This is a genomic window from Frigoribacterium sp. CF331 (assembly GCF_057787905.1).
This window is the reverse complement of the sequence record NZ_CM173545.1, coordinates 410990-423120: the sequence shown is the minus strand read 5'-3', so window position 1 is coordinate 423120 and position 12131 is coordinate 410990. Positions and strand designations below refer to the sequence as shown.

At 71.8% G+C, this 12131-nt stretch carries 14 protein-coding genes; 7 read left to right on the top strand and 7 right to left on the bottom strand.

The features are described from left to right. Nucleotides 1–9: 9 nt before the first annotated feature. Genes AC3CCI_RS01920 through AC3CCI_RS01905 form a run of 4 tightly spaced genes read right to left on the bottom strand, consistent with a single transcriptional unit; the run spans nt 10 to nt 3788 of the window. On the bottom strand, nt 10–906 hold the full coding sequence (locus AC3CCI_RS01920) for an ABC transporter permease (RefSeq protein WP_488627940.1): 897 nt from the start codon (nt 904–906) through the stop codon (nt 10–12). After that, nucleotides 906–1820 carry an ABC transporter permease gene (locus AC3CCI_RS01915; protein ID WP_354593375.1) on the bottom strand — a complete coding sequence of 305 codons (915 nt, stop codon included), beginning with the start codon at nt 1818–1820 and terminating at the stop codon, nt 906–908. The genes AC3CCI_RS01920 and AC3CCI_RS01915 overlap by 1 nt, the downstream gene beginning before the upstream one ends. Continuing rightward, entirely contained in the window at nt 1813–2661 is an 849-nt protein-coding gene (locus AC3CCI_RS01910; protein ID WP_354593374.1) for an ABC transporter ATP-binding protein, read from the bottom strand. The genes AC3CCI_RS01915 and AC3CCI_RS01910 overlap by 8 nt, the downstream gene beginning before the upstream one ends. Continuing rightward, the gene (locus AC3CCI_RS01905) at nt 2658–3788 is read right to left on the bottom strand and encodes an ABC transporter substrate-binding protein (protein ID WP_354593373.1); all 1131 of its coding nucleotides are present in this window, start codon (nt 3786–3788) and stop codon (nt 2658–2660) included. The genes AC3CCI_RS01910 and AC3CCI_RS01905 overlap by 4 nt, the downstream gene beginning before the upstream one ends. 207 nt (nt 3789–3995) lie before the next feature. Between AC3CCI_RS01905 and AC3CCI_RS01900 the strand changes: the two genes are divergently transcribed. Beyond that, nucleotides 3996–4598, top strand: a complete 603-nt coding sequence (locus AC3CCI_RS01900) for a TetR/AcrR family transcriptional regulator (RefSeq protein ID WP_354593372.1) — start codon at nt 3996–3998, stop codon at nt 4596–4598. Between the two features lie 67 nt (nt 4599–4665). Further along, a complete protein-coding gene (locus AC3CCI_RS01895) occupies nt 4666–6066 on the top strand; it encodes an NtaA/DmoA family FMN-dependent monooxygenase (RefSeq protein WP_354593371.1) in 1401 nt (466 codons plus the stop codon). Nucleotides 6067–6098: 32 nt separating this feature from the next. Here the strand turns inward: AC3CCI_RS01895 and AC3CCI_RS01890 are convergent, their stop codons facing one another. After that, complete coding sequence (locus AC3CCI_RS01890) at nt 6099–6836, bottom strand: HAD family hydrolase (protein WP_488627939.1); 738 nt, start codon at nt 6834–6836, stop codon at nt 6099–6101. Between the two features lie 123 nt (nt 6837–6959). Here AC3CCI_RS01890 and AC3CCI_RS01885 point away from each other — a divergent pair, with 123 nt between their 5' ends. The 3 genes from AC3CCI_RS01885 (at nt 6960) to AC3CCI_RS01875 (ending at nt 8556) form a co-directional block, all read left to right on the top strand. Continuing rightward, on the top strand, nt 6960–7673 hold the full coding sequence (locus tag AC3CCI_RS01885) for a YflT domain-containing protein (protein ID WP_488627938.1): 714 nt from the start codon (nt 6960–6962) through the stop codon (nt 7671–7673). 155 nt (nt 7674–7828) lie between these two features. Further along, the gene (locus AC3CCI_RS01880; RefSeq protein WP_354593368.1) at nt 7829–8068 is read left to right on the top strand and encodes a hypothetical protein; all 240 of its coding nucleotides are present in this window, start codon (nt 7829–7831) and stop codon (nt 8066–8068) included. Then, a complete protein-coding gene (locus AC3CCI_RS01875) occupies nt 8065–8556 on the top strand; it encodes a MarR family winged helix-turn-helix transcriptional regulator (RefSeq protein WP_488627937.1) in 492 nt (163 codons plus the stop codon). Before AC3CCI_RS01880 ends, AC3CCI_RS01875 begins: the two co-directional genes overlap by 4 nt. 22 nt (nt 8557–8578) lie before the next feature. Here AC3CCI_RS01875 and AC3CCI_RS01870 read toward each other — a convergent pair whose 3' ends face one another. Beyond that, complete coding sequence (locus AC3CCI_RS01870; protein ID WP_056262651.1) at nt 8579–8890, bottom strand: hypothetical protein; 312 nt, start codon at nt 8888–8890, stop codon at nt 8579–8581. Between the two features lie 111 nt (nt 8891–9001). Next, nucleotides 9002–9736: a FadR/GntR family transcriptional regulator gene (locus tag AC3CCI_RS01865; protein ID WP_488627936.1), complete on the bottom strand. Its 735-nt coding sequence runs from the start codon at nt 9734–9736 to the stop codon at nt 9002–9004. A gap of 211 nt (nt 9737–9947) precedes the next feature. On the opposite strand from AC3CCI_RS01865, the gene AC3CCI_RS01860 reads away from it, so the two are divergent. Next, entirely contained in the window at nt 9948–11339 is a 1392-nt protein-coding gene (locus AC3CCI_RS01860; RefSeq protein ID WP_488627935.1) for a GntP family permease, read from the top strand. Between the two features lie 110 nt (nt 11340–11449). Continuing rightward, on the top strand, nt 11450–11935 hold the full coding sequence (locus AC3CCI_RS01855) for a gluconokinase (RefSeq protein WP_488628646.1): 486 nt from the start codon (nt 11450–11452) through the stop codon (nt 11933–11935). The last annotated feature ends 196 nt before the right edge of the window (nt 11936–12131 follow it).

Sequence of the window (12131 nt, the reverse complement as noted above, 5' to 3'; positions counted from 1 at the left end):
CGGTGCCCGTCACGACGCGGTCGCCTTGCCGGCGTTCGGGCCCCACTTCGCGAGCACCGCCGTCTCGACGAACGTGGTGATCGTGTAGAGCACGATCGAGACGAGGGTGATGAGCACGACGATCGCCCAGATCTCGCCGTACTGCGACTGCGACTTCGCCGCCGTGATCGCGGCGCCGAGGCCCTCGTAGGTGAAGAGCCACTCGTAGAGCATCGCGCCGGTGATGGCTCCGGGCACGGCGATGCGCATCGACGCGAAGAAGTACGGCAGGGCCGTCGGGATCGCCACCTTGCGCATGATCGTCCAGCGGCTGCCGCCGTAGACGCGGACGAGGTCGACCGACTGCGCGCTGACCGACCGGAACCCCAGCGTCAGGTTGACGAGCAGCGGGAAGAACACGACGACGCCGCCGATGAAGCCGGCGGTGACGATGCCGTTGCCCAGCACGAGGTAGATGACGGGGGCCATGGCGAGCAGCGGCACGGTGCGCAGCAGCATGGCGATCGGCATGAACATGAACTCGACCGGCCGGATGAGCGTGAAGACGACGGCCACGACGAGCGACCCGCCGACGCCGAAGACGAACCCGATGGCCGCGTGCCACAGGGTCACGCCCAGCAGGCCGGCGATGTGCCCGCGGTTCTCGGCCGCCGTGGTCCGGCTGAGCTCGGAGTCGACGAAGAACCAGCGGAACACGTCGGCCGGGGTCTTCGCGATGAACGCGTTGGCCTGCAGCACGACGATGGCGAGGTTCCAGAGGATGCCGAGGATGATCGCCGAGATCGCGATGGTCAGCACCGTGCGGCCGATCCGCCGCAGGACGAACCGGGCCGTCGAGGAGGCGCTGGTCGACATCTCAGGAGCGGTGACGCGGGTGCCGGTGCCCGTGGGCAGGGTGGTGGCCATCAGAAGCCCTCTCCGGCACGGCTGTCGCCGGCCGACCAGGGCGTGACCAGTCGGCTGATCCGCCCGATGACGAAGTAGGCGATCCCCGCGATGCCGCCCGAGATCAGGGCCAGGGCCCAGAGCTTGACCGACGCCGCCGTGGCCTGTGCCGCGAGCAATAGGATGCCGAGGCCCTGGTCGACGCCGATGAGGAAGTACTCGCCGAGGACCGCCCCGAGGAACGCGGCGGGTGCCGCGAGCTTCAGGGCGGCGAGGATGCTGGGCAGCGCGGCGATGAGACGGACCTTGACCAGCTGCGTCCAGCGGGAGCCGCCGTAGGCCGTGATCACGTCGAGCTGGGTCTCGCTCGCGGCGCGGAGGCCGAGCAGCGTGCCGACGACGGTCGTGAAGATCACGCTGAGCGCCGCGAGGAAGATCGAGGTCGTCCGGCCGCCGGCGGGCGACATGAGGGTGACGATCGGTGCGATGGCGGTCAGCGGGATGCACGAGCAGACCACGGCGAGCTGGGTCGACAGGCCCTCGAACCACGGCACGAGCAGCACGGCGAAGGCCAGCGCGAAGGCGATGAGGTTGCCCCAGAGGAAGCCCCAGGCCGCGCTGCCGGCGGTCGCGGCGATGGCGCGCCAGTAGACCAGGTCGCTGAGGTCGGTGACGAGCTGGACGAGCACCTGGCCGGGAGGGGGCACCGAGCCCGTGACCGAGAACAGCGTGACGGCCACGACCTGCCAGACCGCGACGATGAGCACGATGCCGACGAGGGCGCCGACCCACGGCGGTGCCGCCGCCATCGAGCCGAGCACCGACCGGCGCTCGCCCCCTCGGGCGGTCTCGGCCTGGAGCGCCACGCTCTGGCCCAGTTCGGCCTCGATCTCGCGCTCGGCCGTCTCGCGCGGCGACGTGTGGAGGTCAGTCATCGGCTGCCGCCCCGTGCGAACCGAACAGGATCTCGGAGATGCGGTCGACGTACGCGTGGAACTCGGGCGTCCGGGTCAGCTCGGGCAGGCGCGGGCGGGGCAGGTCGATCTCGACGACCTCGGCGATGCGGCCCGGCCGGGCGCTCATCACGGCGACGACGTCGGACAGGAACACGGCCTCGCTGATGCCGTGCGTCACCATCAACGTGGTGGCCGGCTTCTCGCCCCAGATGCGCAGCAGCTCGACGTTCATGCGTTGCCGGGTCATGTCGTCGAGCGCGCCGAACGGTTCGTCGAGCAGCATGATGGTCGGCTGGACGACGAGGCAGCGGGCGATCGAGACGCGCTGCCGCATGCCGCCCGACAGCTGCGCCGGCTTGGCCTTTTCGAACCCCCTGAGCCCGACGAGGTCGATCAGGTCGTCGATCAGGCCGGCCGGGGGAGTCAGCCCCGCGACCTCGAGCGGCAGCCGGATGTTGTTCTCGACGCTGCGCCAGGGCAGCAGGGCCGAGTCCTGGAACGCGATGCCCGTCTCGTGGCCGCGCTGCACCTCGGCCGCGGTCTTGCCGTTGATCACGACGGTGCCCGACGTGGGCGTCTCGAGCCCGGCCAGGATGCGCAGGATGGTCGACTTGCCGCAGCCCGAGGGCCCGAGCAGGCTGAGGAACGAGTCCTTCTTGGTGCCCAGGTCGATCTGCGTGAGGGCCTGCACGCTCTTCCGGCCGAGCTGGAACGACTTGGTCAGCCCCTGGATGTTGATGCCCGTGGCGAGCTCGGGTCGACCGGCGGGGTCGCCCGTGGCGGTGGTGAGCGCGGTCGTGGTGCCGTCCGTCATGGTCATGCCGTGGGGATCGTGAAGGTCGTGACGAGGTCGGGGTTCTCCTCGTAGACCTCTTTGATGAGGCTGAGGTCGAACAGGTCGTCGGCCGACACGTCGGTGCCCATCGCCTTCAGCGAGGCGATGTTCTCGGCGACCAGCTCGTCCGTCATCGTGAACAGGCCGTTGGCGTTGACGTCCTCGGTGAGGATCAGCGTGTTCTGCGCCTCGGCCTCGGCCGTCTGCTCCTCGACGTCGAGGTCCTGGTCCTTGCCGTACTTCTCGGCGGCGTACTTCGCGCTCTGCCCGGGGTCCTTGACCGCGTCGGTCCACCCCTTGATCTCGGCCACGAGGAAGGCCTTGAGCATGTCGCGCTCGTTGTCGATGGTCTCCTGCGTGACGGTGAAGGTCTCGGCGACGAACGGCAGCCCGTTGTCGGCGAAGCCCAGCACGACGGGGGTGAAGCCGTCCATCTCGGCGAGGATCGGCTCGTTCGTGATGTACGACATGTGCGCGTCGTACGCGTTCGTCTCGAGCGGGGCGATGTCGTACTGCGTGGCGACGAGCTCGACGTCGTCGAGCGTCATGTCGTTCGCCTTGAGGAACCCCTCGAAGATGGTCTGGTTGCCGCCGGACTGGACCCCGATCTTCTTGCCCTTGAGGTCGGCGAGGGTGCGGATCGGGTTGCCCTCCTCGAGCGACAGGAGGCAGAACGGGTTCTTCTGGAAGGTCGTGCCGATGATCTTCAGCGCCGCGCCCTGGGCGACCGACGGGCCGGTGAGCGACGCCGACGACAAACCGACCTTGGCCTGTCCGGCGAGCAGCGCTTCCTCGGCTCCGGTCTGTCCACCACCGGCGAGCAGCGTCACCTCGCTGAAGCCCGCGTCGGTGTAGTAGCCCTTCTCGGTGGCGAAGTACTCACCCGCGAACTCGATGTTCTTGATCCACGAGAGCTGCACGGCGATGGTGCCGAACGCTCCGCCCGACGCCGCTCCGCCGGTGGCCGCACCCGTGCCGGCCGACGAGTCGGTGCAGGCGGCGAGCAGGGCGGTCGTGCCGACGACGAGGGCGGCCGAACCGCCCAGGCGCAGGAACCCGCGGCGGTCGAGGGAGGTGTTGCGGAACGCGGCAGGTACGGAGAGGGGGCTCATGTGGGTCTCCTGGGGTAGGCGAGGCGCTGACGCTCGCGGTTCGGGGTGCGGCCCGCGGTGCCCGGAGTCGTGCGCCGCCGTGGAAGAGGCGGGTCGATCGGTACACGCGACGTGGTCGGTGTCGAAAAGCTAGACCCGGACTGTTTCATCGTCGTTTCGGACGTGTTGCCGTCGTCGGCGACCTCGGGACGCGTTAGTTTCGGGGTCATGACCACGCGTGAGTCCTCGGACAAGAGGGCCGAGCTGCTCGAACGCGTCGTCGACCACGTCCTCGCGAACGGCGTCGGCCAGCTCACGCTGCGCGGCCTCGCGACCGCCGTGGGCTCGAACAACCGCATGCTGCTCTACTACTTCGGCAGCCGCGAGGAGCTGGTCGTCGCGGCCCTGCACGGCGCCGAGCGGCGGTTCCCGGGCATCGTGGGGGTCGTGGACCACCTGGCCGGGCCCGACCTGCCGCTCGACCAGCGCCTCCTCGCCGTCTGGCGGACCGTGTCCGATCCGGTCAACCAGCCCTTCAACCGACTGTTCTTCGAGGTCTTCGGTCTCGCGAGCTTCGACCGCGAGCGCTACGCCACGCTGCTCGGCGACATCGGCACCGAATGGGTGGGCCAGGTCGCGGCGGCGTACCGTGCCGAGGGCGTCGAGGAGGCGCGGGCCGAGTCCCTCGCGCACGAGACGGTCGCGCTCTGGCGCGGCTTCCAGGCGACGCTGCTCAGCGCCGGGTCGAGCCGGGCCGTCGACCGCGCCGCGGTGGAGGCCACGGAGGCGCTGGTCGCCCGGGTCCGCGCAGCCGCCGACGGGACCCGCTGACCGCTCGACGTGTTAAGAGTTCGTTTCGTCGCTGGACTCGCGGTGAACCATCCGGTTCACTGACGGCATGAAGCAGATCCGTCTCGGTGTGTTCGAAGTCGCCGGCCCCCAGGTCGGCGGCACCCTCAGCTGGTCCCACCCCCGCAGCGACTCGCTCGGCTACCACGGGCTCGACCTGTGGATCGGCATGGCGAAGCTGCTCGACCGGGCCGGCTTCGACTTCCTGTTCTTCGCCGACGGCTTCGGCTACCCGTCCATCGACGGCGACCTGCCCGAGACGGCGGCCCGCGGCGGCATCAACTTCCCCGGGATGGACCCGGCGCTGCTGATCCCGACCCTCGCGCGCGAGACCGAACGTCTCGGCTTCGTCGTCACCTCGTCGACCGGCCTGGACCACCCCGTGCAGTCCGCCCGCCGCTTCGCCACCCTCGACCACCTGACCGGCGGACGCATCGGCTGGAACATCGTCACGGGCGCCTCGCAGAACACCGTCGCCGAGCTGTTCGGCCACGACGAGATGCGCGGGCACGACGCCCGCTACGACCAGGCCGACGAGTACGTCGACCTGGCGATGACCCTGTGGGAGGGCTGCTGGGAGGACGGCGCGTTCCGCGGGGACGCCGAGGCCGGCGTCCTCGCCGACCGCGACCGCATCCACCGCGTCGAGTTCGCCGGCGAGCACTTCCGGTCGTCGGGCTACTTCACGGTCGCCCCCTCTCCGCAGCGCACGCCCGTGCTGTTCCAGGCCGGGACGTCCGACCGGGGCCGTGCCTACGCCGCGCGCAACGCCGAGTGCGTCTTCGTGCAGGGCACCACGGTGCCCAAGACGGCCGCGAACGTCGCCGACATCCGGGCCAAGGCGGCCGCCCTCGGTCGCGACCCCGGGTCGGTCAAGATCATGGTGGGGCTGACCGTGACGGTCGCCCCGACCCACGACGAGGCCGTCGCCCTGCGGAAGGAGTTCGACGACCTGCAGACGGACGAGGTCGTCGCCGTCCTCTACGCGGGCAACACGGGCATCGACCTGCTCTCGCTCGACCCCTCGCGCGACCTGACGCAGCTGCAGGACGACGGCGGACCCGTCGGTCAGATGGGTCAGAGCAACATCGACCGGTTCCTGCCGAAGGACGGCTCACCGGCACCGACGGTGCGCGAGATCCTCGACGACCTGCGCGGCAAGGGCACGCGCGGCCTGCAGCTGGTCGGCGACCCGGTCGAGGTCGCGGACGAGCTCGAGCGGCTGGTCGACGAGACCGACCTCGACGGCTTCTTGCTCGAGCCGATCTTCGGCACGGCCGACCTGGCCGACTTCGCCGAGCTCGTCGTGCCCGAACTGCGCCGCCGCGGCCGCATGCCGGCCGAGCCCGCCACGGGGACGCTCCGCGAGCAGATGCTCGGTCGCCCCGGCCCGCACCTCTCGGCCGACCACCCCGGCGCACGCTTCGCGGTGGTGCCGGCGACGGTCTGAGGTCGTCCTCGCCCCGGGAGGCACGGTGCGGCTCAGGAGGCGCCGGTCGCCCAGGCGCGGATCGCCGGGTACAGCTCGGGCAGCGTCGTCGCCCGGTGCGTCGGTCGGGCGTCCGGGGCGGCGAAGCGTTCGACCAGGGCCGTCGGCGACCCCTGTGCCGCGGCCGGCTCGAGGTCGTTCGGCCAGATGTCGCCCACGCTGAGCAGGCGGTCGGGCCGGTCGCCGAGGCCCGCCTCGGCCCGGAGCCGGTCGAGCACGGCCGGCAGGCCCGACGGTTTGCGGGCGTCGGTGACGATCTCGTCGACGCGGTCGGCGAGCCCCAGCCGTTCGAGCGGCTGCACCACGCCGTGCTCGGGGGAGTTCGTCACGAGCACGACCCGCACGCCCTCGGGCAGCGCGTCGAGGAACCCGGCGAGCCCGTCGGGTGCGGAGATGTCGAGGCGTCCCTCGGCGAGGGCGGCGCGGGCCCCCGCGTAGGCGGCCGAGCGGGCCGCGTCGTCGACGCCGAGTGCCCGCGAGACCCGCTCGGCGACGACGTACCCGTCGGGAGAACCCTGGGCGTGCGCGAGGGCCTCGTCGACCCCCTCGGGCTCGTCGTCGAGCGGACTGCCGACGAAGCGTGCCAGGACGGCCTCGACCACCCGACGCGGGTGCCCGTCGTCGGTCGCCGCGAGGGCGTCGTCGAGGAGGCACCCGTACGTCAGGACGGCGCCGTCGCCCAGGCAGACGGTCCCGTCGAAGTCGAGCACGAGGACGTGGGTGGTGGTCATCCGTCGATCCTGCCGCACCGTGCCGGTGTCGGCACGGAGTCCACGTCTGGGAGCCGGCCAAGGCTTGCTGTGGGGCATCTGTGCATTCCCTCCGCATGGACGCGGGCAGGATAGAACGGGAGCATGAGCAACGAGCAGGACACCACGCCCACCCCCGACGACCGCCCGCGTCCCGCGTACGGCGAGTACGCACCACAGGGCGCGGGGCCGCAGGCCACGCCCGAGCAGGCGCCGAACGCGGGCCCCGTCCCCGGGCAGCAGGCTCCCGGCCAGCAGGTGCCGCCGCAGGGGGCGCCGTACGGTCAGCCCGGCTACGCCCAGCCCGGCCCGCAGGCGACCCCGACCTCCGGCACGCCCGGCCCCGGCGGCATCGGCGCGTTCGCCGGAGCCGGCTACCCCCAGGTGCTCGCCTCGTTCACCGAGTACGAGGACGCCCAGTCCGCCGTCGACCTGCTCTCGGACGAGGGGTTCCCCGTCGAGAGCGTGTCGATCGTGGGGCACGACATCCGCACCGTCGAGAACGTCTCGGGTCGCCTGACCTCGGGCAAGGCCGCCGGCCGTGGCGCCGGTGGTGGGGCCTGGTTCGGTCTGCTGCTCGGCCTGCTCTTCGGCATCTTCGCCCCGACCGGCGCCTGGATCGGCGTCCTGCTCGTGGCCGTCGGCCTCGGTGCGCTGTGGGGGGCCCTGTGGGGCTTCGTCGGCCACAAGATGCTGCGCGGCCGCCGCGACTTCTCGTCCGTGCGCACCATGGAGGCCGGACGCTACGAGGTGCTGGTCCGCGGCGAACTCGCCGCCCGGGCACACCAGACGCTCGCGCAGGGACGCACGGCGGCCTGACCGGCGTCACCCGCGCCTCCTCGGCTCGACCGATCCGCGCCCGTCCCGTTCGTCGGGTCGGGCGCGGTCGTCCGTCCGGGGGCACCGGGCTGTAGCCGACGAGGGGAGTGGTTCCGCCATTGCTTGGTGTACCAATGGTTGGTACACTCAGGATCATGACGAGACCCGAGCGGCACCACGAACACGGCAGCAGGTTCGGCGACCTGGTCGAGCGCATGAACGCCCGACTGCGGCCCTACATCGGCGGCGCCCAGCTGGGGGTGAAGAACGAGGCTCCCGCGGTCGCGCCGCAGCACGGTGGGGCCTGTCCGCTCTGCGGCGCGCCGATGGACGAGCACGTCGTCGACCGGACGGGCGTCCGCACCATGGTGCACTGCCCGGTGCCGCGGGCATGAGCGCCGCCGGCGTGAGCGGCGTCGGCATCGTGGGTTCTGGCGCGCCCCGGGCCGCGGACCCGCTCGACCTCGAGAGCCAGATCTGCTTCGCGCTGTCGGTGGCGTCACGAGGCGTCGTCGCGGCCTACCGTCCCGTGCTCGAGCCGCTCGGGCTGACGCACCCGCAGTACCTCGTGATGCTGGCCCTGTGGCAACACGCCCCGCTGTCGGGTCGCCAACTCAGTCGTCTGCTGCGGCTCGACCCGGGCACACTCAGCCCGCTGCTCAAGCGGCTCGAGGCCCAGGGGCTGCTGACCCGAGGGCGGCGGGCCGACGACGAGCGAGCGTTGTCGATCGAGCTGACCCCCGAGGGCGCCGCGTTGAGGCGCGAGGCCGAGAGCATCCCCGCGCGCATGATGGCGCGGCTCGGGGTGACGCACGACGAACTCGTCGTGCTGCACCGCACGATGACGAAGCTGATCGACGCCGCCGACGCCGAGGGCGACTGACCCCGTCGGTCTCCGCTGCGCCTCAGCGCAGCGGCGCCGGCACGGTCGCGGAGCGGGACCACACGACGTCGACGGTACGGCCCAGCACGCGCGTCGCGATCTCGCCGGCGAGGGCTTCGCGGAAGTGCGAGGCGGCCCGCTCGTCCGAGACGACGACGTCGACGCGCAGGCCCGCGAGCTCGTCGGTCACGAGGGCGGGGCCGTCGGCGAACCGGACGAGGTACTGGTGGTCCCGGACGGGCACGTTCTCGTAGTGGTCGCGGAGGCTCTTCTCGAGCAGGCGGACCGAGTGGATTCCGTCCTTAGGCTTCACGAGGGCGCTGAGCGAGATCATGCGTCGATGCTCCACCCCGCGGGCGACCGGTGCGTGAACGGGACGTGACGGACGCCTGTGCGTTCGCCGCGCCTCCTCGGCGTGCCGGCCGACGAGGACGGGAGGCGCGGGTCAGGGGGTCGTGGAGCCGCCGGCCTCGGCGACGAACTCGTCGACGGTCGTGTCGATCAGTCGCCAGGCGCGCGAGAAGGCGTCGTCGGCGTCGCCGGACCGGATCGCGAGGGCCAGGTCGAGGTGGAGCTCGGCCGCCGCCGGCGTGTACCCGGTGATGGTGAAGCGGCGTTCCTCGGTGCGGGTGCGCAGCAGCGCCTCGACGGTCGTGGCGAAGTGGCCGATGACGTCGTTGCCCGAACCCCGCAGCACCGCGGTGTGGAACGCGACGTCGGCCTCGAGGTAGGCGCGCCCGTCGCCGGCCGCGGCGGCCGCGACCATCGTGCGTGCCGCCTCCTCGACGGCGGACGCCTGGTCCGGCGTGACGGCCAGCGCGCTCAGCCGGGCCGCGACCGGCTCGAGGCCGAGCCGCAGTTCGAGCAGCTCGCGCATCTGGACGAAGTACTCGGGGCTGCGACCCCGCCACAGGATGATCTGCGGGTTCATGAGGTCCCACGAGGTGCGGGGCAGCACCTGCGTGCCGATCCGCTGGCGGGGTTCGACCAGACCGAGGGACTGCAGCACCCGCAGGGCCTCGCGCAGCACCGAGCGCGAGACGGTGAAGCGGACGGCGAGCTCGTCGAGGTTCAGGGTGGAACCCACCGCGAGCCGACCGTCGACGATCTCGGTGCCGAGGACGTCGACCACGCGGGCGTGCAGGCCGCGTTCTCGTGATGCTGCGAGGCCGGGGATCATCGTCGACTCCTTGCGAGGGGGTGGGGTGGGCACGGGTGGCGCGGTCGTGCCGACTGTGGCACACTCCATAAGTCTGATTATTCACACTAATCAGATTCGTTCGTCAGACCAGACTGCCAGACATCCGTCGGGCCCCGGCGATCGACAACCCCCGGGCCTCGGCCCACGACGAAGAGGTCGCAGTGACGCGTCCTCGGAAGGACGCGACCGGATGCACCTCCTCGCCGCGGCGACCGCCGCCCCCACGCCCTCGGGCACCGACGCGCAGTTGATCATCGCGGCCCTCGCGGGCATCGTGGTGATCGTCGGCCTCATCACCTGGCTGAAGGTCCATCCCTTCCTCGCGCTGCTCCTCGGCGCGGTCGGGGTCGGCATCGGCGCGGGCCTCGCGCCGGGCGACGCCGTCACGAGCTTCGGCACCGGCTTCGGCTCGACCATGACGAGCGTCGGCATCCTCATCGGCCTCGGGGCCATGTTCGGCAAGCTGCTGAGCGACTCCGGCGGGGCCGACCGCATCGTCGACACGCTCATCTCCCGGTCGTCGCAGAAGGCGCTGCCGTGGGTGATGGCCCTGATCGGCGCCCTGATCGGGCTGCCGATGTTCTTCGAGGTCGGCCTCGTGCTGCTGATCCCGGTCATCGTGCTCGTCGCCCGCCGGTCGGGCCTGCCGCTCATGCGCATCGCCATCCCGGCGCTCGCCGGCCTCTCGGCCATGCACGCGCTCGTGCCGCCGCACCCCGGCCCGTTGCTCGCCGTCTCGACCGTCGGCGCCGACCTCGGCCTCACCCTCGGCCTCGGCGTGCTCGTGGCCGTCCCCACCGTCATCGTCGCCGGGCCGCTGTTCTCGACGCTCGCCGCGAGGTGGGCGCCCGTGCCCGTGCCCGACCTCTTCGTCTCGAAGGAGGAGGACGGCGGCGAGGGCTCGGTCCGCAAGCGCCCCAGCTTCGCGAACGCCCTGGTCGGCATCCTGCTGCCCGTCGTGCTGATGCTCGCCCGCTCGATCCGCGAGGCGGCGCTCCCGGCCGCGACGGGTGCCTGGGTCGACCTGCTCGAGTTCCTCGGCACGCCGATGGTCGCGCTGACGGTGGCCGTGCTCTACGCGATGGTCTTCTACGCTCGCGCCGGGGGCATGGACAAGGCGGCCGTGTCGAAGACGCTCGGTTCGTCGCTGCCCGACGTCGCGGGCATCCTGCTCATCGTCGGCGCCGGCGGCGGGTTCAAGCAGGTGCTGATCGACACCGGCATCGGCACCGTGATCGGCGACGCCGTCTCGGAGTCGGGCGTCAGCGTGCTGCTCGTCGCCTGGGTCGTCGCCGCGCTGGTGCGCGTCGCCACCGGCTCGGCCACCGTCGCCACGGTCACGGCCGCCGGCATCATGGCCCCGCTCGCCGCCGACCTGTCGACCCCCGAGGCGTCGCTGCTCGTGCTCGCCATCGGAGCGGGCTCGGTGTTCCTGTCCCACGTGAACGACGCCGGCTTCTGGCTCATCAAGGAGTACCTCGGCACCACCGTCGGCCAGAACTTCAGGACCTGGAGCCTGATGGAGTGCGTCCTCAGCCTCACGGCCCTGGCCGGCGTCATGCTCGCGAGCGTCTTCATCTGATGGGCGTCCTCGAGGGCGTCGACCGCGCCTCCTCGGCCGTGGCCGTCGGGAGCGCAGGAGGCGCGGTGCCGGCCCGAGGGCCGTACGCCACCGACCCCGTGCTCGTCGTCATGGGCGTGTCGGGTTCGGGCAAGTCGACGGTCGCGGCGCTGCTCGCCGAGCGGCTCGGCTGGGACTCGTACGAGGGCGACGACCTGCACCCCGACGAGAACGTCGCGAAGATGGCCGCGGGCCGGCCGCTCGACGACGACGACCGGGCCCCGTGGCTCGACACGGTCTCGTCGTGGATCGTCGAGCACGCGATGGCCGGGGTGCCGGGCGTGATCACCTGCTCGGCGCTCAAGCGGACGTACCGCGACGTGCTGCGCGAGCACAACGTCGTCTTCGTCTACCTGCGGGGCAGCCGCGACCTGCTCGGCGACCGGATGGCCGCCCGAGAGGGGCACTTCATGCCGACGTCGCTGCTCGACTCGCAGGTCGCGACGCTGGAACCGCCCGAGGCCGACGAGCGACACGTCGTCGTCGACGCCGGGCGGTCGCCCGAGGACGAGGTCGACGAGGTGATCCGCGCGCTGGGGCTCGTGCCGGTCGACTGACCCGACCCGCGCCTCCCGTGCTGCCGTGGGTGCTCGTGAGCGGTGCTCGAGTGGGCAGGAGACGCTGGTCACGAGGTGGGCGACGGCATCTCCTGCCCACTCGACGGATCGCAGCGTTCACCGGGTGGACGCCGGGGGTTCGCCCGCCCGCCACCCGCGCTGCCTAGGGTCGTGGCGTGCGCCGGAGGCCGGGCGC

Bases quoted from the DNA above. Each gene is read 5' to 3' on its own strand.
- AC3CCI_RS01920 (WP_488627940.1), bottom strand. From the start codon at position 906: ATGGCCACCACCCTGCCCACGGGCACCGGCACCCGCGTCACCGCTCCT.
- AC3CCI_RS01915 (WP_354593375.1), bottom strand. From the start codon at position 1,820: ATGACTGACCTCCACACGTCGCCGCGCGAGACGGCCGAGCGCGAGATC.
- AC3CCI_RS01910 (WP_354593374.1), bottom strand. From the start codon at position 2,661: ATGACCATGACGGACGGCACCACGACCGCGCTCACCACCGCCACGGGC.
- AC3CCI_RS01905 (WP_354593373.1), bottom strand. From the start codon at position 3,788: ATGAGCCCCCTCTCCGTACCTGCCGCGTTCCGCAACACCTCCCTCGAC.
- AC3CCI_RS01900 (WP_354593372.1), top strand. From the start codon at position 3,996: ATGACCACGCGTGAGTCCTCGGACAAGAGGGCCGAGCTGCTCGAACGC.
- AC3CCI_RS01895 (WP_354593371.1), top strand. From the start codon at position 4,666: ATGAAGCAGATCCGTCTCGGTGTGTTCGAAGTCGCCGGCCCCCAGGTC.
- AC3CCI_RS01890 (WP_488627939.1), bottom strand. From the start codon at position 6,836: ATGACCACCACCCACGTCCTCGTGCTCGACTTCGACGGGACCGTCTGC.
- AC3CCI_RS01885 (WP_488627938.1), top strand. From the start codon at position 6,960: ATGAGCAACGAGCAGGACACCACGCCCACCCCCGACGACCGCCCGCGT.
- AC3CCI_RS01880 (WP_354593368.1), top strand. From the start codon at position 7,829: ATGACGAGACCCGAGCGGCACCACGAACACGGCAGCAGGTTCGGCGAC.
- AC3CCI_RS01875 (WP_488627937.1), top strand. From the start codon at position 8,065: ATGAGCGCCGCCGGCGTGAGCGGCGTCGGCATCGTGGGTTCTGGCGCG.
- AC3CCI_RS01870 (WP_056262651.1), bottom strand. From the start codon at position 8,890: ATGATCTCGCTCAGCGCCCTCGTGAAGCCTAAGGACGGAATCCACTCG.
- AC3CCI_RS01865 (WP_488627936.1), bottom strand. From the start codon at position 9,736: ATGATCCCCGGCCTCGCAGCATCACGAGAACGCGGCCTGCACGCCCGC.
- AC3CCI_RS01860 (WP_488627935.1), top strand. From the start codon at position 9,948: ATGCACCTCCTCGCCGCGGCGACCGCCGCCCCCACGCCCTCGGGCACC.
- AC3CCI_RS01855 (WP_488628646.1), top strand. From the start codon at position 11,450: ATGGGCGTGTCGGGTTCGGGCAAGTCGACGGTCGCGGCGCTGCTCGCC.